We start from the raw sequence: 19,580 nt of genomic DNA on the forward strand, positions 1-19,580 counted from the left end.
TTGGCATGGAATTTGCAATAGTAAAACAGCAGAACGTTTTAGGAGGGACTCTCATGTCAAAAGTAAAGAGCGCCCGTGAAGCAGCGGGTATGATTGAAAGCGGATCAACGGTAGCGACAGGAGGATTTGTCGGCACCGGAGTACCGGAAGGACTGGCGATTGCCATTGAAGAACGCTTTTTAGAAGAAAAGGCACCGGCAGATCTGACACTCATGTATGCCGCTGGTCAGGGAGATGGCAAAGAAAAGGGGCTTAACCATTTCGGCCATCCTGGGTTTTTAAAGCGGGTTGTCGGAGGGCACTGGGGCCTCGCGCCGAAGATGGCGGAACTTGCGATTGCCGATAAAGTGGAGGCTTACAACCTGCCGCAAGGGATCATCACGCACATGTTCCGGGATACGGCCGCCGGAAAGCCGGGCACGATCTCGCACGTCGGTCTGCGCACGTTTGTCGACCCGCGTAAAGGCGGAGGGCGGATTAACAATGTCACGACGGAAGAACTCGTCGAGCTGATAGAAATCGGCGGCAGGGAATATTTATTTTATAAAACGTTCCCGATCCACGTCGGCCTTATTCGCGCGACGTATGCAGATGAAGAGGGAAATGCTGTCATGACGAAAGAAGCCGGCAGCCTGGAGGCACTTTCGATTGCGCAGGCAGCTAAAAACAGCGGCGGCATCGTGCTGCTGCAGGTGGAAAAGGTGGTCGAGCGCGGCACGCTTGATCCGAAGCTCGTCAAAATACCGGGCATCCTCGTCGATGCAGTCGTAGAAGCAGCGCCGGAGCATCACATGCAGACATTTGCCGAGCAGTACAACCCGTCTTACTCGGGCGAGATTAAACGCTCGCTTGATTCACTCGAGCCGCTGCCGCTCAATGAACGTAAAATTATCGCGCGCCGTGCTGCGATGGAGCTGATCCCGGCAGCGATCACGAACCTTGGCATTGGCGTGCCGGAAGGAGTGGCAGCTGTAGCAAGTGAAGAAGGCGTACTCAGCGACATGCGTCTGACGGTGGAATCCGGACCGATCGGCGGTATGCCGGCAGGCGGACTGAGCTTCGGTGCAGCAAATAATCCGGATGCGATCATCGACCAGCCGTACCAGTTTGATTTTTATGACGGCGGCGGCCTCGATATTGCCTTTCTCGGACTAGCGCAGCTCGACCAGGAAGGAAACGTAAACGTGAGCAAGTTCGGCTCGAAGGTAACCGGAGCGGGCGGCTTTATCAATATTTCGCAAAACGCACAGAAGGTCGTCTTCTGCGGTACGTTTACCGCAGGCGGACTGAAAGTAGATGTGGAAGACGGCGAACTTCGTATCCTGCAGGAGGGAAAAGTTCAGAAGTTCGTCGAGCAGGTGGAGCAGACGACGTTCAGCGGCACGTACGCTGCCGAGCTGGAGCGGCCGATCATGTACGTGACCGAACGGGCGGTGTTTGAGCTGACGAAAGACGGGCTGATGCTGACCGAAATCGCACCGGGGATCGACATGGAAACCGATGTTCTTGCACAGATGAACTTCCGGCCGGTCATCTCGCCGGAGCTGAAAACGATGGATAAAACGATTTTCAACCGCGAGCGCATGGGCCTTCAGGAGGCTATGCAGCCGGCAGTGAACTAAGGGGGAGGGACAATCATGCTAGGGATTTTTCTAGGACTGTTACTTATTATGGGGCTTGCATACGCCGGATGGTCGATTATCTGGGTAGCCCCAATCGCAGCAGGGGTCGTAGCATTAACCGGCGGACTGGATCTGCTGGATGCCTATACGAATACGTATATGGACGGTTTCGTCGGCTTTGCGCGCGACTGGTTTCCGGTCTTCATGCTCGGTGCTATTTTCGGGAAGCTGATGGAGGACACTGGAATGGCGCGCTCCGTTGCAGAAGCGCTCACGAAGGTCATCGGTACGAAGCGGGCGATTCTGGGTGTCATCGTATCAGCCGCCGTACTGACATACGGCGGAGTCAGCTTGTTCGTCGTTGTATTTGCAGTGTACCCGCTTGCGCTTGCGATGTTTCGGGACGCCAATATTCCGCGCCGGCTCATTCCGCCTACGGTCGCACTCGGTGCCTTCACCTTTACGATGACGGCTATTCCGGGGACGCCGCAGATTCAAAACCTGATTCCGCGTGACTACTACCAGACGGATGCGATGGCTGCCCCGATTATGGGTATTTCAGCCGCAATCGTCATGGCCGTCGGCGGCTACTTGTATTTACGCTGGCGGGAAGGAAAGCTGCGTGCTGCCGGTGAAGTATATACGGAGCCGAAGGATAAAAAGGTGTTTAATCAGGAGGATGAGGAAAAAATTCCGCCGAAGCTGTTTACGGTGCTGTCGCTCGTGCCGCTTGCAGCAGTCGTTCTCTCATTAAACCTGTTCGGTCTCGACATTGTCGTGGCTCTCTTGATCGGTATTTTTCTCATCATGGCGTTTAATATCCATAAATTCCGCGGCTTTTCTGCGGCTGTTAACGCCGGGGCAGGCGGCTCGGTGATTGCGATCGTCAACACGAGTGCTGCAGTCGGCTTCGGTGCAGTCGTGCAGGCGGTGCCGGGCTTTGACCGGCTGACGCAGCTTGTCTTGAGCGTGCCGGGCAACCCGCTCTTTTCCCAGGCAGTGGCGATCAACGTGCTCGCCGGGGCGACCGGTTCTGCCTCGGGCGGGATGACGATTGCGCTGAACGCGCTCGGCGACCGCTATTATGAAATTGCCATTGCGACGAATATGGAACCGGAAGCCTTTCACCGGATTGCTTCGATTGCCTCCGGCGGCCTGGATGTGCTCCCGCATAACGGAGCCGTGCTCACGCTGCTCGCGATCACCGGCATGACGCATAAGGATTCCTATAAAGATATATTCGTCGTCGGCGCCCTGATTCCAGTTTTCTCAGCAGTTGTTGCCATTGCGGTATACGCAATCGGCCTGCTGTAAACCACTATTGAAGGAGAGATACACATGCGATTAAACAATAAAGCAGCTGTCATCACAGGAGCAGGACGAGGAATTGGAGCGGCAACCGCCATCCGGTTTGCAGAAGAAGGAGCCTCTGTCGTCGTGGCAGATATGAACGAGGACGATGTGAAGCAGACGGTGGATACGATTAAACAGGCAGGCGGACGTGCTTCTGCCTGCACGGTCAACGTCACGGACCGTGATTCCGTGAAGGCAATGCTCGAACAGTGCCAGCAGGAATTTGGCTCTGTCGATATCGTCGTCAGCAACGCCGGCATCACCGCAGACGCGCAGCTGCTGAAAATGGAGGAAGATCAGTGGGACCGCGTGATCGACGTGAACTTAAAAGGGGTCTTCAACACGGGTCAGGCAGCCGCTGCCATCATGAAGGAGCAGGGAAGCGGCGTCATTTTAAATGCGTCTTCCGTCGTCGGCAGCTACGGCAACTTCGGCCAGACAAATTACGCAGCCGCGAAATGGGGCGTGAACGGCATGACGAAAACGTGGGCCAAGGAGCTCGGCCGCTTTAATGTGCGCGTCAATGCAGTCGCTCCCGGATTCGTGAAAACTCCGATGACTGAAAAAATGCCGGATAAGGTGCTTACCTTTATGGAAGAGAAGTCCGTCATGAACCGGCTCGCCGAAAGCCGTGACATCGCAAACGCCTATCTGTTCCTCGCCTCAGACGAAGCATCGTTCATTACCGGCGAAATTCTCGCCGTGGACGGCGGCGTTGTGATCTGATTGATGTTAAATAAACCGGGCCGCCGCCCGGCCTCTAGTAAGAATAAAATAGCTTATTTCAGCTGCAGTCTATTTTCACAAGATCAACTCCCACTCTTGCAGCTGAAATTGAAGGAATAGCACCAGTCTTCTATGCATGCGTGTATACATGCATGCAAAAGCCTTTCAACTTACATGTTTTTTCGATTGATTGTATTGCCCCTCTGTTTACCGAGCCTGCCGTGGGCTGGGCTTCAGCTATTTCTCAGGGGGACCCCTGTATGAAGGGAAGAAAGGCACGTAGGATGGCGCGGCTTCCACGGGCACGCCGGACACGAAGGGAAAATGGATTTGTTTGATGGAGAAAAAACGTCCCGATCGCTGACGCTGCGGCTTTTTTGGTGGATACGTTGACGTACCTCCCTATTCGACATCGAAGCGTTGCCTAACGAAAGGTTCCATCCACATGGAACAAGCTTGTATGAACCATCACCAGGCGTTTCAACCGGACTGCCAGCTGCCAAATCGGAGGAACTCGACTCCGCGAGGATCAGAACGAGGCGAAAGCCGAGGCCGTTCCCTCCGGAAAGCGATTGTCCGCAGATACAGGCAGATGCAACGTTATTCACTTAAAATGACTTTATTCACACTCTGAAAAGCCCGCACATCAATGTGCGGGCTTTAATCGTTATTTAAAGGCTCTGGCGCCTTTTTGTACGGGGTCCCACGTCGAGTTATACGGCGGGGCATAGCTTAAATCCAGGTTTTGAATATCGGTCGTCGTCATGTTGTTGTAAATCATGACCGACGCGGCGTCGATCCGCTTGTCAACGCCGGTCGTGCCGACGGCCTGGATGCCGAGGAGCCTTCCGCTGGCGTCATCCTTTACGAGCTGCAGCTTCATTTTATTGGCGCCCGGGAAATAATCGGCATACGGATGCGTCTCGATCACTTTCACGCTGCAGGCGTAGCCGGTTTCCTTCGCTTCACTCACGCCGATGCCGGTCCGGCCGGCTGTGAGATCGAAAAAGCGCATGATGGCCGTTCCGACAATGCCCTGAAACGTTTTCCGCTCACCGGAAATGTTGGCGCCGGCAACCCGGCCCTGCTTGTTGGCGTGCGTGCCGAGCGGAACGTAGTCGTGCTGCTCCTTTACCCGGTGATATTGGGTGGCGCAGTCGCCGGCTGCATAAATGTTGGCCACGTTCGTGCGCATGTACGGATCGACAATCGCGGCTCCGGAGTAGTGGAGATGGACGCCGGTTCCTTCCAGATACGACGTGTTTGGCGAAATGCCGACCGCAACGATGACGCCGTCCGCATCGTAGGAGCCTTTTGTCGTCACGACACGCGCAACACGGCCGTTTTCTCCTTCAAAGCGCGTGACGTCCTCGTGCAGGTGCAGCTCAATGCCGTGCTTTTCTGCTTCTTTGCGCAGCGCCTCGCTCACGGTTTCATCGAAGTTGCTGCCGAGCTTATCGGAGCGGTTAATAAGGCGAACCTTTTTACCCTGCTCAAGGTAATTTTCCGCTACCTCCAGTCCAATGTAGCCGGCGCCGATGATCGTAATCTGCTCTGTCTGCCCGAGGTCGTCTTTAATCGCTTTCGCATCCGGGATCGTCTTCAGCGTATGAATCCCCTCCAGATCAGCGCCGTCTACAGGGAGACGCACCGGACTGCCGCCGCTTGCACAGAGCAGCACGTCGTAGTTGAACAACACCTCGCTGCTGCTCTCATGATCAAACGCATGGACGAGCTGCTTGTCCGACTCGACCTTCGTCACCTCGTGATACGTTTTCGCATCGATTCCTTTGTCACGGAAAAAGGAAACCGGACGGGCAATCAGGTCCTCCGCCTCGTCAACGGTCCCGCCTAAATAATAGGGAAGCCCGCACTGGCCGTAGGAATAAATACCGCCTCGCTCCAATACGGTGATCGAAGCATCCTCCCGTTTATGTACGACTTGCATCGCCGCACTCATGCCGGCTGCGTCTCCGCCGATAATCACTACTTTCATGCTATCCCTCCTTGCATACTGGTTTCTCTATACCCCCCGGCCCACTTTTCGTAAACACGCAAGCGCCCGCTTCGAATCCGGCTCTGCCCGTTGATTTTCGCGGGGTTTACGCCTATACTGTGAAAAGGATAGAAAGTGCCTTCGTCTGCCCGATGGACGAGGTGACGCGAATTTAAGGTGAGGTGAAGCGACGTGTTTGATCGTCTGCAAGCAGTAGAGGACCGGTACAATCAGCTGACAGAGCTCTTGATGGACCCGGACGTCATCAGCGATAATAAAAAACTGCGCGATTATTCCAAGGAACAGTCCGACATGCAGGAAACGGTGGAAACGTACCGCCGCTATAAAGATATTAAGCAGCAGTACGACGAAGCAAAGGAAATGCTGCAGGACAGTCTCGATGATGAGATGCGCGAAATGGTAAAGATGGAAATGGATGAACTTGGCGATGAGATTCCGGAGCTGGAAGAAAAGATGCGCGTGCTCCTGCTTCCGAAAGATCCAAACGACGATAAAAACGTCATCGTGGAAGTCCGAGGCGCCGCCGGCGGCGACGAAGCGGCTCTGTTTGCAGGGGACTTGTACCGCATGTACTCGCGCTACGCCGACCAGCAGGGCTGGAAGACAGAAGTGATTGAAGCAAACGGAACCGGCATCGGCGGCTATAAGGAAATTATCTTTATGGTAAACGGAAAAGGGGCCTTCTCCCGGCTGAAGTACGAAAATGGCGCTCACCGCGTCCAGCGCGTGCCGACGACGGAATCCGGCGGACGGATTCACACGTCGACAGCGACCGTTGCCGTGCTCCCCGAAGCAGAGGAAGTGGAAGTCGATATTCATGATAAGGACATTCGCGTCGATACGTTCGCTTCAAGCGGACCGGGCGGACAGTCCGTGAACACGACGATGTCTGCCGTTCGGCTGACGCATATGCCGACAGGTGTCGTCGTCTCCTGTCAGGATGAAAAATCGCAGATTAAAAACAAAGAAAAGGCCATGAAAGTCCTTCGTGCCCGTATTTATGATAAGTTTCAGAAAGAAGCGCAGGCGGAGTACGATGAGCACCGGAAATCCGCTGTTGGCTCCGGCGACCGCTCCGAGCGGATCCGCACGTACAATTTCCCGCAGAGCCGCGTGACGGATCACCGCATTGGACTGACGCTGCAGAAGCTGGATCAGATTTTGGAAGGCGGACTGGATGAAGTGATCGATCCACTTATCATCGAAGAGCAGTCCCGCATGATGGAGAACGCGAACTAAGGAGATGTCCATGACGATGATGTTTGAAGCCCTCTCCCGGGCTTCTTCTTTTTTGGAAGAAGCCGGAGAAGAAACGGAAATTGCCTCGATTTTACTGCAGCATCATACCGGCTACAGCCGGGCGCGCCTGCTCGCAGAAATGCGCAGCCAGATCGATGAGTCCCTTTTGGAACGGTACATGGAGGATGTGCGCACGGCCGCATCCGGCGTGCCCGTGCAGCATATCACCGGAAGTGAACAGTTTTACGGCCGTCGTTTTCACGTCAACCCGGATGTGCTGATTCCGCGGCCGGAAACAGAGGAGCTCGTGCAGCACATGCTGGAACAGTGCCGGAAGCCGGATGCTTCCATTGTCGATATCGGTACGGGGAGCGGAATCATTGCCATTACACTGGCACTGGAGCTGCCGGAGTCTTCTGTCACGGCAGTTGATATATCTGAACGGGCGCTTGCGACAGCCGAGCGAAACGCGGCATCGCTTCAGGCAGACGTCACGTTTCTGCTCGGTGACCTCGTCAGCCCGGTAGCCGGAAGAACGTTTGATGTGCTCGTCTCCAATCCGCCTTACATTCCGGAAGGAGACCGGCAGTCTATGAAGCGTAACGTCACCGAGCATGAGCCGGAGGGGGCGCTGTTTGCGGGGGAGGACGGTCTGGTCATATACCGGAAGCTTGCCGCCTCGCTCCCGGAAATGCTGACAGCAGACGGGATAGCAGCGTTTGAGATTGGCGACGGTCAGGGAGAAGCAGTCGCGTCGCTCATGAAACATGCGCTTCCGGAAGCGGACGTCACGGTGCTTCGCGACATCAACGATCGGGAGCGAATCATATCTGTCATTCGGCAGCCTGTTCGTATCCGTGGATAACTTTTCCGGTATTCCACAAAGTTATCCACGGAATATGCGGAAGTTATACCCAATTTCTGTGGATAAGTTAAATTTATCCACAGATAAAAGAGACTTGTACGACGAACACAACGTTAAATAAATCGAAGGGAGTGGATAACTGATGGATTATCAACACACTGTCCACTGGTCTGTGGATAATGTTGGGGACAAAGCATTTCAATCGGCAGTCGATGAAGCGGGCGCCATGCTCCGCGATGGAAAACTCATTGCTTTTCCTACTGAAACGGTCTATGGGCTCGGGGCCGACGCCAGGTCGGATGCGGCAGTCGAAGCGGTATTTCAAGCCAAGGGACGGCCGGCAGATAACCCGCTGATCGTGCACATTGCAGACGAGCAGGACGCGCTGCTCGCTGCAGCGGCAGTAACGGAAACAGCGGAAAAACTGATGCAGGCGTTCTGGCCGGGTGCACTCACCATTATTTTGCCGCATAACGGAACGTTATCCACAAAGGTCACAGCCGGATTGCCGACGGTCGGCATTCGTCTTCCGGATCACCCGGCAGCAAGGGCAGTGATCCGCGCCTCGGGCTGTCCGGTCGCAGCTCCGAGTGCCAATCGATCCGGCAGACCGAGCCCAACGCGAGCCGTGCACGTGGCGGAAGATTTAGACGGCCGCATCGCCGGCGTTCTCGACGGGGGACCAACCGGAGTCGGCCTGGAATCAACGGTGATCGACTGTACGGTGGAGCCGCCGCTCATTTTGCGGCCCGGAGGCGTGACGCAGAAAGAAATAGAAAACGTCATCGGCGCAGTCGGCGTGGATCCGGCGCTTGCCGGGGACAGCCAGCCGAAATCGCCCGGGATGAAGTACCGCCACTATGCTCCGGAAGCACCGCTTACGCTGCTGGACGGAAGTGCAGCGTTTATGCGAGAACAGATCAGTGCAAGCCGTGAACGAGGAGAGCGGGTCGGCGTCATTTTGACGAAGGATCTCGCCGGAGAAAGCGGAGCAGAGCGGGAATATGTGCTCCCGGATGGAGATCCGGAAACGGTGGCGCGCGAGCTGTACCATGCACTGCGCACGTTCAAACAAACCGAGGTCGATCAGATTTTTATGCAGGTGATCACAGGAGAAGATCTCGGTTTTGCGGTAATGAACCGGCTCGTGAAAGCAGCCGGAGGACGGGTTCTCACAGAAAATCGCATGCTTTAACACGAAGCAGCATCCCGAAGCACCGGGGTTCTGCTTTTTTGTGCTGCTATCCACATGTGGATAACGGCTGAAAACCGGAAAATGTGATAAAATAGAAGAGAGATTTACGACGGACGGCGTCGGGTATGAGACTAGTATTAAGACAGATTAAAGGAAGTGACAGGATGGAGAGAGTGTTATTTGTCTGCACCGGAAATACGTGCAGAAGCCCGATGGCAGAAGCCGTATTTATGGAAAAAAGAGAGAATGAAGACATGCAGGCGAAATCAGCCGGTGTGCACGCCATGGACGGCATGCCGATTTCAGAAGGGGCAAAACAGGCGCTCGCGCGTCACAATCTGATGGAAAGCCATCAGTCGCAGTCGCTGACAGAAGATCTTCTCAGCTGGGCGGACCTCGTGCTGACGATGACAGAGTCGCACAAGCAGGTCGTCATCGAGCAGTTCCCGGAGCGGGCGGAGCACGTCTACACGCTGAAAGAGTATGTACTCGACGATCAGGAAGCCCTCGATAAAATCGATGAGCTGCGCGATCATCTCGCCCAGATCGAAATGAAGCGTGCTGCTTTTGTAGCTGACAATCAGTCGGCTGTGGATAAATACAATCATGAAAAAGCGATGCAGTCCGATAAGCAGAAGAAGATGGAAGAAGAACTGCTTCAGGCGCTTGAACCGCACCAACGTGCGATCGACCGTCTCGAATGGGATCTGCCGTCGATGGACGTCCGCGACCCGTTCGGCGGAGACGAAGCGATTTACAATGCGACGTATGAAGAGATTGAAGAAGCAGTCGATAAACTAATCAAAAAGCTAGCGCAAAAGGAGACGTGACAAACGTGAAAATTGTAGTTGGATCTGACCACGCAGGATACGCATTGAAGGAACAGCTCGTGCCGGTGATTGAAGAGCTCGGGCATGAAGTGAAGGATGTCGGCAATCATTCTGCTGATTCCGTAGACTATGCCGATTACGGCATTCCGGCTGCGGAAATGGTCGCCTCCGGAGAAGCGGACCGCGGCATTATTATTTGCGGAACGGGAATCGGTATGTCGATTTCGGCGAACAAAGTGAAGGGGATCCGCTGTGCGCTCGTGCACGACTTGTTTTCTGCAAAAGCAACGCGCGAGCACAATGACACGAACGTACTGGCGATGGGAGAGCGCGTCGTCGGACCAGGGATCGCTCAGGAAATCGTTAAAGTCTGGCTCTCTACGGAATTTGAAGGCGGCCGCCACGAGCGGCGCGTCGAGAAGATGATGAAATACGAAAACCGTTAGGAGGGGATCGGCCGTGGAAGAAAAGCTGAAGCATGACGTCACGCTGGCACTGGAAGAACTGCAACAGCAGGCAGAGCTTAAGCCCGGCCAGCTGCTGGTCGTTGGAACGAGTACGAGTGAAGTGCGCGGAAAAAAGATTGGCAAAGCTGGAACAACAGACGTAGCGCGTGAGCTGTGGGACGCTTTTTCGGCATTTCAGACAAAGTACGGCGTTCACCTCGTGTTTCAAGGCTGCGAGCACATCAACCGTGCTCTCACACTCGAAGCAGAGGCAGCGGAGCGGTACCGCCTCGATCCGGTTACTGTCGTTCCGGTACCCGAAGCAGGCGGCTCCATGGCCGCCCTTGCGTATGAGAAGATGAAGGAACCGGTCGTCGTCGAAGGAGTCCGCGCTCACGCAGGCATCGATATAGGCGATACGTTTATCGGTATGCATTTAAAGGAAGTTGCCGTGCCGGTGCGCACCTCGGTAACCTCGATCGGGGAAGCCCACGTCACGTTTGCGCGCACCCGCCCGAAGCTGATTGGCGGGGCACGCGCCTCTTATCAATAAGCAGCACCCCCTCAAGTGAAAACGACTTGAGGGGGTTTGTTTTATGCCTGAAAACAATCGCAATCATACTGTTAATTCTAAATAAGAACATACGTTCCTGTTTGCGGATGCAAAACGACGATGCACATTTTTTAGCTGTGCGGTAGAATAAGGAAATAAACGACTATTTCCCGGGAAATGATGACGGGGAGAGGAGAACGTTATGGCTGAGCTTCACTTTATTCCACGTGCCGGTGCAGGACGAAGGCTGCCGGAGCTGACGGTTCCGCTGCAAAACGGAGCGATCACCGCCTGCCACGCCGCAAGCGAACATCAGCTGGAGCTGATTCAGGCAATCGTGTCGAAAGAAGCAGTGTTAAACGAGAGAGAATCCGAGATACCTGCCGGAAAAACGTCGCTTATGCTGCGTGAGGAAGGGCTGTACCCGAAGCTCACGGTAAAAGATCAGCTCACCTTCTATAAACGGCTGCATCAGTCCGATCTCCCAGTGAAAGCAGCAGCTGAAGCAATGCAGCTGCTCGACTGCTACCGGGAACGAATTGACCGGCTTTCCTATTCCGTACAGCGCCGCATTTGTGCGTCGAAAATGCTGTTTCAGCAGGCTTCGGTCTATATTATAGAAGAAATGGAGCAAAACGTAGATACGGAATCTAGAAAAATCATCCGCGCGCAGCTGCGAAAGCTGGCCGATAGCGGGAGTGCGGTGCTGCTGCTCACTTCTGTCATGGAAAGTGCCGTTACCGCGGCGGATACGATTTACAGGCTGAATGAACTGGAATTGAAAGAAGTACCGATCGATACCGGCGATCAGGAGAGTGACGACCCTGCAGAGGAAGTCCGCTTCTCTAAAATTCCGGCAAAGCTCGAGGATAAGATGGTTTTGTTTGATCCGCCGGAAATTGACTATATCGAAAGCCGGGACAGCCGCTCGTACATATGCATTAATAACGAAGCCTATCCGTGCGCCTATACCCTGCAGGAACTCGAGGAAAAACTTAAGTCATTCGGCTTTTTCCGCTGCCACCGTTCCTACATCGTGAACCTGCAGAAAGTCCGAGAAGTGATCACGTGGACGCGCAACAGCTACAGTCTGCAGCTCGCGAACAAAGTGAAAACGGAAGTGCCGCTTTCCAAGCAGAAACTCGACGAACTGCGCGCGGTTTTCGGCCTGTGATTTGCTCATGTCAGCCTGCGGGCTGCTCTGTTCAGCGGCTTTTTACTGCAGCAGCACCGCTTTCCTTTTACGCTGAAAGCATCAACCAGCCAAGGAGGAAATGCACATGAGTATCATTTACATGCATCAGGTCAGCAAATACTTCGGGCAGGAAAAAGCGCTCGACGGACTGGATGTAGAGATTGGAAGCGGTGAAATTTACGGCTTTCTCGGACCGAGCGGAGCCGGAAAGACGACGACCATTCATCTGTTAACTGGACAAATGCCAATTACGGACGGGGAAGCAGAAGTATTCGGAAAGCCGGCGCTGCAAATGAAGCGGCGGGAAAATTTACAGCGGATCGGAATCATGACGGAGGCGAGCGGTCTCTACCAGCGGCTGACGGTGCAGGAAAACCTGGCGCTGTTTGCAAAGCTGTACGGCGTCAAACAGCCAAAAAAGCGGATCGATGAGGTGCTGGAGCTGACTGGAATGCAGGGGGATCATAAGAAGCTGGCCTCCAAGCTTTCGAAAGGCATGACGCAGCGGGTGCTGTTTGCACGAGCTGTGCTGCACGAACCGGAGCTGTTGTTTCTCGATGAACCGACTGCGGCGCTCGACCCCGCAAGCTCAAGCCGGATTCACCGCGGACTGAAGGAAATGAGGGAGCGAGGAACGACGATCTTTTTAACGACGCACGACATGCAGGAAGCGGAAACGCTCTGCGACCGTGTTGCCTTTCTGGATGACGGACGGGTGCAGCTGAGCGACAAGCCGAAGCTGCTTCGTCAGGCGTACGCCGATGGCACGATCTCTGTCGAACTGAAGGACGGCTCGGCTTACAGCCTGCAGCAGACGAAGGATGATGCGGCAAAGCTTGCCGACTGGATCGGCAGCGGCCGGGTGGCTGAAGTAAAAACGAATCTGCCCACGCTCGGAGACATTTTTATTCAAACAACGGGGAGGGAGCTCGTATGAATTTTTCCATCGTCAGAACCTACTCCATCGCTGCAAAGGACATGAAGGAGCTCTCCAAGAACATGTTCGTGCTGACAACAGCCGTGATGCCATTTCTCTTTGCCCTCATGTTTGGACGCCAGGACGATATTCCCCTTGTCGTGCATTACCTCGTCATTAACCTGACGTTTGCTTCGGTCACCTGCTTTGTTCAGACGGCGCTGATCGCCGAAGAAAAAGAAAAGAAGACGCTGCGTTCTCTCATGCTTTCGCCTGCGACGTCCACGGAGATTTTAACGGGAAAAAGCGCGGTAGCTGCCGCATTGACTGCGGCCACGCTCGTCATCTGTATGCAGATCACCGGCTATGTGCCGGAAGGAGTGTACGTGTACGCCGGTCTTGCGATTTCACTCGTGTTCTATTTAATGGTCGGTCTGCTGCTCGGCCTGCTCGCCCGGACGCTCGTGGAAGCATCCGTCCTGATTCTGCCGGTTATTTTCATCCTCGGAATGGGCGGCTTGTTCATCGAGTTTTTCCAACAGTATGACATCGCCGCCTGGCTGGAATACTTACCGAACTTTCAGCTGGAATACATTGCGGCCGCCGTCGGCCGGGGAGGCGGCCTCGCTGACGTATCCGGATACCTGCTTGTCATTACGGGTTGGACTGTTGCAGCAGCTGTACTGACGGTCGCTGTCTACCGGAAGCGGACATTCATCGAGGAGTAGACAAAAAACGAATGTTTGAGTTAGAAGAGCGAATAGACATCCGTCTTTTCGCTTCTTTTTTGCGTGTGATATCACCTGAGAAGCGATATTTTTGCGGAAAAACAGAATGAAAGCGTGTTCATTTGTCCGACGAGTGTAAATTCCTTTGCTTATTTCAGTTGCAGGCGTTAAAATGAAGGGCAGTATGAAGCTAATTACGAAGAGCTTAGGGAGGGTCCATGTATAATGACAACGATTGATAAGCAGGCACTTAGTCATGTAAAGGCACAGGACGCGGAACTTTTTGAGGCAATGGAGCTGGAATTGAAGCGTCAGCGCGATAACATCGAGCTGATCGCATCCGAGAACTTTGTATCACGTGCAGTGATGGAGGCGCAGGGATCTGTGCTGACTAACAAATATGCAGAAGGATATCCGGCAAAGCGCTACTACGGCGGCTGTGAGCACGTGGATACGGTGGAGAACATCGCACGCGACCGCGCCAAGCAGCTGTTTGGTGCAGAATACGCCAACGTGCAGCCGCACTCCGGTGCCCAGGCGAACATGGCTGTTTACTTTGCCTTTCTTGAGCACGGCGACAAAGTGCTCGGCATGGACCTGAACCACGGCGGACACTTGACGCACGGCAGCCCGGTTAACTTCAGTGGAAAGCAGTATGAGTTTGTCGGCTACGGCGTCGAGCCGGACACCGGTAAAATCAACTACGATACGGTGCGCGAGCTGGCGAAAGAGCACAAGCCGAAGATGATCGTTGCCGGTGCAAGCGCCTATCCGCGTGAAATTGACTTCAGCGTGTTTAAAGAAATCGCAGACGAAGTCGATGCTTACCTGATGGTCGACATGGCCCACATCGCAGGACTTGTGGCAACTGGTGACCACATGAACCCGGTGCCGTATGCGGACTTTGTGACGACGACAACGCACAAAACCCTTCGCGGACCCCGAGGCGGCATGATTCTTGCGAAAGAAGAGTACGGCAAGAAGCTCGATAAAGCGATTTTCCCTGGACTGCAGGGCGGACCGCTCATGCACGTGATCAGCGCGAAGGCTGTCGCATTCGGGGAAGCGCTTCGTGATGACTTTAAAACGTATTCCCAGCAAGTGAAGAAAAACGCGGTGGCACTAGGCAAAGCGCTCACGGACAACGGGATTGATCTCGTTTCCGGAGGCACTGACAACCACCTTGTCCTGCTCGATCTGCGCAGCTTGAACCTGACAGGAAAAGTAGCAGAAAAAGCACTTGATGAAGTCGCGGTAACGACTAACAAAAACGCAATTCCATTCGATCCGGAGAGCCCGTTTGTCACAAGCGGTATTCGAATCGGTACTGCAGCGGTTACCTCCCGTGGCTTCAAAGAGCAGGAGCTGACAGAAGTGGGCGAAATCATCGCTTCTGTACTGAAGGATCCGGAAAACGAAGCAGTGCTCAAGGACGCACGCAGCCGCGTGGCGAAGCTGACTGCTGCCTTCCCAATGTACGAAGACGAATAGGCGCGAAGCCCTGTTTTGGGGCTGTCCATCCATTGCGGAGGGCGGCCCCTTTTTGCGGGCAGAAAGAGAAAAAACGGCTTCGGGCGCGCTGCGTAAAGCATAATGATCTGGCGTGCCTGCGTCGTCCTGCCATTCCTGCCGGCTAAATCCCGTCTTGCAGAGAGGGGCCTGGTACGGTAGAATACGCAAAGGAAACGAAGCTGAGGAGCGTGATAGTGATGGCAAAAGTATACGTGTTCGACCACCCGCTGATTCAACATAAACTTTCTTACATCCGTAACGAAAAAACAGGCACGAAGGAGTTTCGCGAGCTGACGAATGAGATCGCCGGTCTGATGGCGTTCGAAATCACCCGTGAGCTGCCGCTGCAGGAAGTGCAGGTTCAGACGCCTGTCGCTGAAGCAACGTGCCATACGATTGCCGGAAAGAAGCTCGGCATCGTGCCGATTCTCCGCGCCGGTCTCGGCATGGTGGACGGCATGCTGGAACTTATTCCAGCTGCTAAAGTCGGCCACGTCGGTCTTTACCGTGATCCGGAAACACTGAAGCCCGTCGAATATTACGTGAAGCTTCCGAAAGACACGAGCGAGCGTGACTTCATCGTCGTCGACCCGATGCTGGCTACAGGCGGGTCTGCCATTGAAGCGATCAACGTCATGAAAAAGCGCGGCGCTCAAAACATCAAGCTCATGTGTCTCGTCGCTGCACCAGAAGGCGTCGAAGCAATGAAGGAAGCCCACCCTGACGTCGATATCTTCCTCGCAGCGCTTGATGAAAAGCTGAATGAAAAAGGCTATATTGTTCCAGGTCTCGGCGACGCCGGCGACCGCTTGTTCGGAACAAAGTAAAAGTCGCAAGGCAGAAGCTCTGTACGAGGGCTTCTGCTTTTTTTTGACAGGAGAAACGGTTAATCAAAGTGTTCAACTTTTCCTGGCAAATCATTAACCTTGCGTGTGAAAGCTTCAACTTTCCCTTTGAAAGCTTTATCATTGGCAGGTAACTGTTTACGAGCATCAACTTAAGACTGTTATAACGAAAAAAGCATCATTTGCTCCCGGCAAATGATTAACTTCGGCATGCAAGCGTTCAACTTTTTCTGCGCCGCCAACATGAGCGACTGCTGCTGCGTCCACAAACCGTGTTCTTCTTCCAAAAAGCACTTTACATACCCTCTTTGCTAAATCGTAAACGACATTTCCGCTCATTTACCGAATGGATTTTCCTGTAAGCGGACAAACTTCCTGCTATCACAGGCGGAGAGCCTGATTCTTCACAAAAAATTCACATTTAATTTTCTCCCACATATAAAAGACATTTTTCACAATCTTATGTATAATAGGAGGCGTGCGAAAAAGGTTAAGGACGGAATCCGGTGGGTTCTGAAGAGGCGGTCGGACATTGCACAAGCCCTTGATACGTCGGCGTTGTTGACGTTTTCACTGTATTGACAGACAGGGGGGCGTGTTGTACGATGACTAAGGGTATCGGGTGAACAACCCATTTTTTGTGAGCGGGGAGTCATGCGGTATGCCGAACGAGCCAAAGCGATCACCTTATCGATCCGTTTTGAAAGCCTTTGCGCTTATGTCGACGATATCTTCCTACATTATAGGAGCGGTATTGTTAGGTGTCTTTGGTGGCAGATGGCTTGATCAATGGCTAGGGACCGGCAGCGTATTTCTGATCACCCTGCTTCTGGCGGGACTGATCACAGCGATGTACGGCATTTACACCACAGTGATGAGATTTACGGAGGACAACGATGACCATGATGTATAACCTTGCCAGACGCTACACAATTTACACGGCGGTTATCATCGTCCTGTTGCTCATGACTGCTGCGGTGACGTCGTTTTCGACGTTTTTCCTTGGAATGGCATTCGGCACGGCAGTAAGCCTGTTGAATCTCATCAGTACATATTTCCAGACGAAGCGGGTTCTTGATTCGCACGCTTCGGGCAGGTACAGGTTTTCTATCGGAACGCTCGGCAGGATGGTTGGTGTCATCATCGCATTAGTTATTGCGCAAGCTTTTCCCCAGTATTTCGATATGATTGGTGTAATTGCAGGCCTCGCAGTTACGTATGTCATTCTTCTGATTGATCCCATTTTCCAAAAAAAACATTTCCAGTAGTGCGGCTTTTGCAAAGCGGAACCGTCTGAAATGCATCAAAGAGAGGTGAATTTACGATTGGATAATCAATTCTTAACGGTCGATCTGTTTGGTATTCCATGGATGACGGTCAACGTGCCGAACATTCTGCTGATTACCGCAGCGATGGCCATCGTCTTTTTCGTCGTATTCTTTATGACACGACGCATTGAGATGTATCCGACCGGCGCGCAGAATGCCATTGAGTATCTCGTGCAGTTTATCAAAAACATCATCAGCAGTACGATGGACTGGGAACGCGGCAAAAATTTCTTTATGCTGGGCATCACGCTCATCCTTTACGTGTTCGTAGCGAACATGATGGGTGTTCCGTTTGAGCTTGCGACTGCCGGAGAGCACTACGTCTGGTGGAATTCCCCGACATCAAATCCGGTTCTGACCCTTTCACTGGCCCTGTTCGTAATTCTGCTTACGCATTATTACGGCATTAAGCTGAAAGGACCGAAAGAATACGGGAAGGATTACCTCCGTCCCGTCGGCTTCTTATTACCATTTAAGCTGATTGAGGAGTTTTCCAACACGGTCACGCTTGGTATGCGACTTTTCGCAAACATTTATGCGAAAGAAGTTATCATCGTCATGCTCGTCGGCCTTGGTACGTCAAGTTTGTTCTGGGTGTTCGGTGCGTTTCTGCCGCTCGTTATTTTCCAGGCATTCAGTGTCTTTATTGGTTCCCTTCAGGCCTTCATCTTTGTCATGCTGACGATGGTGTACATGGCTCACAAAGTAAACGAGGAACACTAATTTTCGTGAATAATGACCCTGCAAGGGCGTATTCTTCATACATCTATCACACATAATTCTAAGGAGGATTTTCAGAATGATTGAAATTGGTCTTATTGGTATTGGTATTGGTCTAGCAGCTGGACTTGCAGCTATCGCAGGTGGTATCGGGGTTGCTATCGTTGTTGCAAACACGCTTCAGGGTGTTACTCGTCAGCCTGAGCTCCGCGGTCCGCTTCAGACAGTTATGTTCATTGGTATCCCGCTCGTAGAGGCCCTTCCGATCTTTGCGATCGTTATCTCCTTCCTGCTCCTTGGTCAAATGTAGGTTTAACACATTCAATCTGGCGGAGAAGTTTTAACTCGCTTCGCCATTCCTTATGTAGATAGAGGGATCCAGCGCGTCTGGATTCCCTTTTCCCACAAGACAGCTTAGGAAAAAGGAGGCGACCCTGTTGTTTGATATCAATGAAATTGAATGGATTAATGCGCTTTATCAAATAGCAGCATTTTTCGTTCTGCTTCTCCTGCTAAAGAAATTTGCCTTCGGTCCTGTTATGGGAATGATGGAAAAGCGGGAAAAACATGTAGCTGACCAGATCGCTACGGCAGAAAAGAACCGCGAAGAGTCTGAAAAGTACCTGCAGGAGCAGCGTGACGCCATTCAGACAGCGCGTGAAGAAGCGAAAGAAATCGTGGAAAACGCGAAGAAATCAAGTGAAAACCAGGCTGCGGACATCATGCAGAACGCACGCCGTGAATCAGAACGAATGAAAGAAAACGCGAAACAGGAAATCAACACAGAAAAAGCACAGGCTATCTCCGCGCTTCGTGAGCAAGTTTCCACCCTGTCTGTCCTTGTCGCATCCAAGGTAATCGAGAAAGAACTGGATGAACGGGAACAGGAGAAACTCATTCAGGAAACACTTAAAGAAGTTGGCGAAGACCTATGATGAGACATCCAATCGGTGTGCGTTATGCCACTGCGCTGTTTGAACTGGCGCAGGAGCAGGGGACGCTGGACACGACTCTGGAAGATCTTGATACCGTAGCACAGGTTACGCAGGACACGAACCTTCTTGACGAAGTGTTCCGCCATCCAAAGATGACGAACATCCGTAAAAAAGAGATCCTCGACCAGGCCTTTTCCGGCAAAGTCAGCCAGCAGGTAGTGAACCTGCTGAAGGTTCTCGTGGACAACCAGCGCGAATCGCTGTTTTCAGCCATTGCGGACAACTTCAAGGCGCTTACATATGAAGCGCAGGGCGTTGCCGAAGCGGTCGTACATTCAGCAAAGCCGCTCAGTGAAGCTGAAAAGAACGCAGTTGCAGACGTATTTGCAAAGCGTTCCGGCAAGCAGAAGCTGACGATCCATAACATTACGGACAAAGACGTCATCGGCGGGCTGCGCGTACGCATCGGAGATACTGTGTATGATGGCACTGTCGCGAATCAGCTTGCACGCATTCATGAACGCATGACTGCAGGCATCAGTAGATAGGGGTGAA

Annotated in this window: 22 protein-coding genes; 20 read left to right on the forward strand and 2 right to left on the reverse strand. The window is 53.2% G+C overall.

What is annotated here, in order from left to right; genetic code table 11:
• Positions 1 to 53 precede the first annotated feature (53 nt).
• Genes HCN83_RS07265 through fabG form a run of 3 tightly spaced genes read left to right on the forward strand, consistent with a single transcriptional unit; the run spans position 54 to position 3,701 of the window.
• Entirely contained in the window at positions 54 to 1,622 is a 1,569-nt protein-coding gene (locus HCN83_RS07265) for an acyl CoA:acetate/3-ketoacid CoA transferase (RefSeq protein WP_168005890.1), read from the forward strand.
• 15 nt (positions 1,623 to 1,637) lie between these two features.
• The gene (locus tag HCN83_RS07270; protein WP_168005891.1) at positions 1,638 to 2,936 is read left to right on the forward strand and encodes a GntP family permease; all 1,299 of its coding nucleotides are present in this window, start codon (positions 1,638 to 1,640) and stop codon (positions 2,934 to 2,936) included.
• A gap of 24 nt (positions 2,937 to 2,960) precedes the next feature.
• The gene (fabG, locus tag HCN83_RS07275) at positions 2,961 to 3,701 is read left to right on the forward strand and encodes a 3-oxoacyl-ACP reductase FabG (RefSeq protein ID WP_168005893.1); all 741 of its coding nucleotides are present in this window, start codon (positions 2,961 to 2,963) and stop codon (positions 3,699 to 3,701) included.
• Between the two features lie 667 nt (positions 3,702 to 4,368).
• Here the strand turns inward: fabG and HCN83_RS07280 are convergent.
• Positions 4,369 to 5,697: an FAD-dependent oxidoreductase gene (locus tag HCN83_RS07280; protein WP_168005895.1), complete on the reverse strand. Its 1,329-nt coding sequence runs from the start codon at positions 5,695 to 5,697 to the stop codon at positions 4,369 to 4,371.
• A gap of 192 nt (positions 5,698 to 5,889) precedes the next feature.
• On the opposite strand from HCN83_RS07280, the gene prfA reads away from it, so the two are divergent.
• The 11 genes from prfA to upp all read left to right on the forward strand — a co-directional run bounded on the left by prfA (position 5,890) and on the right by upp (position 16,024).
• A complete protein-coding gene (gene prfA / locus HCN83_RS07285; protein WP_168005897.1) occupies positions 5,890 to 6,957 on the forward strand; it encodes a peptide chain release factor 1 in 1,068 nt (355 codons plus the stop codon).
• Between the two features lie 10 nt (positions 6,958 to 6,967).
• On the forward strand, positions 6,968 to 7,822 hold the full coding sequence (gene prmC / locus HCN83_RS07290) for a peptide chain release factor N(5)-glutamine methyltransferase (protein ID WP_343033669.1): 855 nt from the start codon (positions 6,968 to 6,970) through the stop codon (positions 7,820 to 7,822).
• Positions 7,823 to 7,964: 142 nt separating this feature from the next.
• Positions 7,965 to 9,017 (forward strand): L-threonylcarbamoyladenylate synthase, encoded by a 1,053-nt coding sequence (locus HCN83_RS07295; protein ID WP_168005901.1) that lies wholly within the window; start codon positions 7,965 to 7,967, stop codon positions 9,015 to 9,017.
• Positions 9,018 to 9,181: 164 nt separating this feature from the next.
• Positions 9,182 to 9,847, forward strand: coding sequence for a low molecular weight protein arginine phosphatase (locus HCN83_RS07300; RefSeq protein ID WP_168005903.1), 666 nt, complete (start codon positions 9,182 to 9,184; stop codon positions 9,845 to 9,847).
• A gap of 5 nt (positions 9,848 to 9,852) precedes the next feature.
• Positions 9,853 to 10,293: a ribose 5-phosphate isomerase B gene (rpiB, locus tag HCN83_RS07305; RefSeq protein ID WP_168005904.1), complete on the forward strand. Its 441-nt coding sequence runs from the start codon at positions 9,853 to 9,855 to the stop codon at positions 10,291 to 10,293.
• Between the two features lie 13 nt (positions 10,294 to 10,306).
• Positions 10,307 to 10,846 carry a TIGR01440 family protein gene (locus HCN83_RS07310; RefSeq protein ID WP_168005905.1) on the forward strand — a complete coding sequence of 180 codons (540 nt, stop codon included), beginning with the start codon at positions 10,307 to 10,309 and terminating at the stop codon, positions 10,844 to 10,846.
• 202 nt (positions 10,847 to 11,048) lie between these two features.
• Positions 11,049 to 12,020 carry a LytTR family transcriptional regulator DNA-binding domain-containing protein gene (locus HCN83_RS07315; RefSeq protein WP_168005906.1) on the forward strand — a complete coding sequence of 324 codons (972 nt, stop codon included), beginning with the start codon at positions 11,049 to 11,051 and terminating at the stop codon, positions 12,018 to 12,020.
• Positions 12,021 to 12,126: 106 nt separating this feature from the next.
• Complete coding sequence (locus HCN83_RS07320; protein WP_168005907.1) at positions 12,127 to 12,978, forward strand: ABC transporter ATP-binding protein; 852 nt, start codon at positions 12,127 to 12,129, stop codon at positions 12,976 to 12,978.
• Positions 12,975 to 13,685: an ABC transporter permease gene (locus HCN83_RS07325; protein ID WP_168005908.1), complete on the forward strand. Its 711-nt coding sequence runs from the start codon at positions 12,975 to 12,977 to the stop codon at positions 13,683 to 13,685. The genes HCN83_RS07320 and HCN83_RS07325 overlap by 4 nt, the downstream gene beginning before the upstream one ends.
• Positions 13,686 to 13,910: 225 nt before the next feature.
• Positions 13,911 to 15,176, forward strand: coding sequence for a serine hydroxymethyltransferase (gene glyA / locus HCN83_RS07330; RefSeq protein ID WP_168005909.1), 1,266 nt, complete (start codon positions 13,911 to 13,913; stop codon positions 15,174 to 15,176).
• A gap of 218 nt (positions 15,177 to 15,394) precedes the next feature.
• On the forward strand, positions 15,395 to 16,024 hold the full coding sequence (gene upp / locus HCN83_RS07335) for a uracil phosphoribosyltransferase (protein WP_168005910.1): 630 nt from the start codon (positions 15,395 to 15,397) through the stop codon (positions 16,022 to 16,024).
• Between the two features lie 165 nt (positions 16,025 to 16,189).
• Here the strand turns inward: upp and HCN83_RS07340 are convergent, their stop codons facing one another.
• Positions 16,190 to 16,381: a hypothetical protein gene (locus tag HCN83_RS07340; protein ID WP_168005911.1), complete on the reverse strand. Its 192-nt coding sequence runs from the start codon at positions 16,379 to 16,381 to the stop codon at positions 16,190 to 16,192.
• A 322-nt stretch (positions 16,382 to 16,703) separates the two neighbouring features.
• On the opposite strand from HCN83_RS07340, the gene HCN83_RS07345 reads away from it, so the two are divergent.
• From HCN83_RS07345 to HCN83_RS07370, 6 genes are all read left to right on the forward strand, one after another.
• Positions 16,704 to 16,955 carry an AtpZ/AtpI family protein gene (locus tag HCN83_RS07345; RefSeq protein ID WP_168005913.1) on the forward strand — a complete coding sequence of 84 codons (252 nt, stop codon included), beginning with the start codon at positions 16,704 to 16,706 and terminating at the stop codon, positions 16,953 to 16,955.
• The gene (locus HCN83_RS07350; protein ID WP_168005915.1) at positions 16,939 to 17,310 is read left to right on the forward strand and encodes an ATP synthase subunit I; all 372 of its coding nucleotides are present in this window, start codon (positions 16,939 to 16,941) and stop codon (positions 17,308 to 17,310) included. The genes HCN83_RS07345 and HCN83_RS07350 overlap by 17 nt, the downstream gene beginning before the upstream one ends.
• A 57-nt stretch (positions 17,311 to 17,367) precedes the next feature.
• Complete coding sequence (gene atpB / locus HCN83_RS07355) at positions 17,368 to 18,093, forward strand: F0F1 ATP synthase subunit A (RefSeq protein WP_246238137.1); 726 nt, start codon at positions 17,368 to 17,370, stop codon at positions 18,091 to 18,093.
• A gap of 76 nt (positions 18,094 to 18,169) precedes the next feature.
• A complete protein-coding gene (gene atpE, locus HCN83_RS07360; RefSeq protein WP_205774536.1) occupies positions 18,170 to 18,400 on the forward strand; it encodes a F0F1 ATP synthase subunit C in 231 nt (76 codons plus the stop codon).
• Between the two features lie 127 nt (positions 18,401 to 18,527).
• Entirely contained in the window at positions 18,528 to 19,025 is a 498-nt protein-coding gene (atpF, locus tag HCN83_RS07365; RefSeq protein WP_168005917.1) for a F0F1 ATP synthase subunit B, read from the forward strand.
• Positions 19,022 to 19,573, forward strand: a complete 552-nt coding sequence (locus tag HCN83_RS07370) for a F0F1 ATP synthase subunit delta (protein WP_168005919.1) — start codon at positions 19,022 to 19,024, stop codon at positions 19,571 to 19,573. The genes atpF and HCN83_RS07370 overlap by 4 nt, the downstream gene beginning before the upstream one ends.
• The last annotated feature ends 7 nt before the right edge of the window (positions 19,574 to 19,580 follow it).

This window comes from Alkalicoccus luteus (assembly GCF_012034335.1).
Taxonomy (GTDB): Bacteria; Bacillota; Bacilli; order Bacillales; family Salisediminibacteriaceae; genus Alkalicoccus; species Alkalicoccus luteus_A.

What these genes read in the sequence shown, in the direction of transcription:
- HCN83_RS07265 (WP_168005890.1), top strand. Translation starts at nt 54, where the DNA reads ATGTCAAAAGTAAAGAGCGCCCGTGAAGCAGCGGGTATGATTGAAAGC.
- HCN83_RS07270 (WP_168005891.1), top strand. Translation starts at nt 1,638, where the DNA reads ATGCTAGGGATTTTTCTAGGACTGTTACTTATTATGGGGCTTGCATAC.
- fabG (WP_168005893.1), top strand. Translation starts at nt 2,961, where the DNA reads ATGCGATTAAACAATAAAGCAGCTGTCATCACAGGAGCAGGACGAGGA.
- HCN83_RS07280 (WP_168005895.1), bottom strand. Translation starts at nt 5,697, where the DNA reads ATGAAAGTAGTGATTATCGGCGGAGACGCAGCCGGCATGAGTGCGGCG.
- prmC (WP_343033669.1), top strand. Translation starts at nt 6,968, where the DNA reads ATGACGATGATGTTTGAAGCCCTCTCCCGGGCTTCTTCTTTTTTGGAA.
- HCN83_RS07295 (WP_168005901.1), top strand. Translation starts at nt 7,965, where the DNA reads ATGGATTATCAACACACTGTCCACTGGTCTGTGGATAATGTTGGGGAC.
- HCN83_RS07300 (WP_168005903.1), top strand. Translation starts at nt 9,182, where the DNA reads ATGGAGAGAGTGTTATTTGTCTGCACCGGAAATACGTGCAGAAGCCCG.
- HCN83_RS07315 (WP_168005906.1), top strand. Translation starts at nt 11,049, where the DNA reads ATGGCTGAGCTTCACTTTATTCCACGTGCCGGTGCAGGACGAAGGCTG.
- HCN83_RS07320 (WP_168005907.1), top strand. Translation starts at nt 12,127, where the DNA reads ATGAGTATCATTTACATGCATCAGGTCAGCAAATACTTCGGGCAGGAA.
- HCN83_RS07325 (WP_168005908.1), top strand. Translation starts at nt 12,975, where the DNA reads ATGAATTTTTCCATCGTCAGAACCTACTCCATCGCTGCAAAGGACATG.
- glyA (WP_168005909.1), top strand. Translation starts at nt 13,911, where the DNA reads ATGACAACGATTGATAAGCAGGCACTTAGTCATGTAAAGGCACAGGAC.
- upp (WP_168005910.1), top strand. Translation starts at nt 15,395, where the DNA reads ATGGCAAAAGTATACGTGTTCGACCACCCGCTGATTCAACATAAACTT.
- HCN83_RS07340 (WP_168005911.1), bottom strand. Translation starts at nt 16,381, where the DNA reads ATGAGCGGAAATGTCGTTTACGATTTAGCAAAGAGGGTATGTAAAGTG.
- HCN83_RS07345 (WP_168005913.1), top strand. Translation starts at nt 16,704, where the DNA reads ATGCCGAACGAGCCAAAGCGATCACCTTATCGATCCGTTTTGAAAGCC.
- HCN83_RS07350 (WP_168005915.1), top strand. Translation starts at nt 16,939, where the DNA reads ATGACCATGATGTATAACCTTGCCAGACGCTACACAATTTACACGGCG.
- atpE (WP_205774536.1), top strand. Translation starts at nt 18,170, where the DNA reads ATGATTGAAATTGGTCTTATTGGTATTGGTATTGGTCTAGCAGCTGGA.
- HCN83_RS07370 (WP_168005919.1), top strand. Translation starts at nt 19,022, where the DNA reads ATGATGAGACATCCAATCGGTGTGCGTTATGCCACTGCGCTGTTTGAA.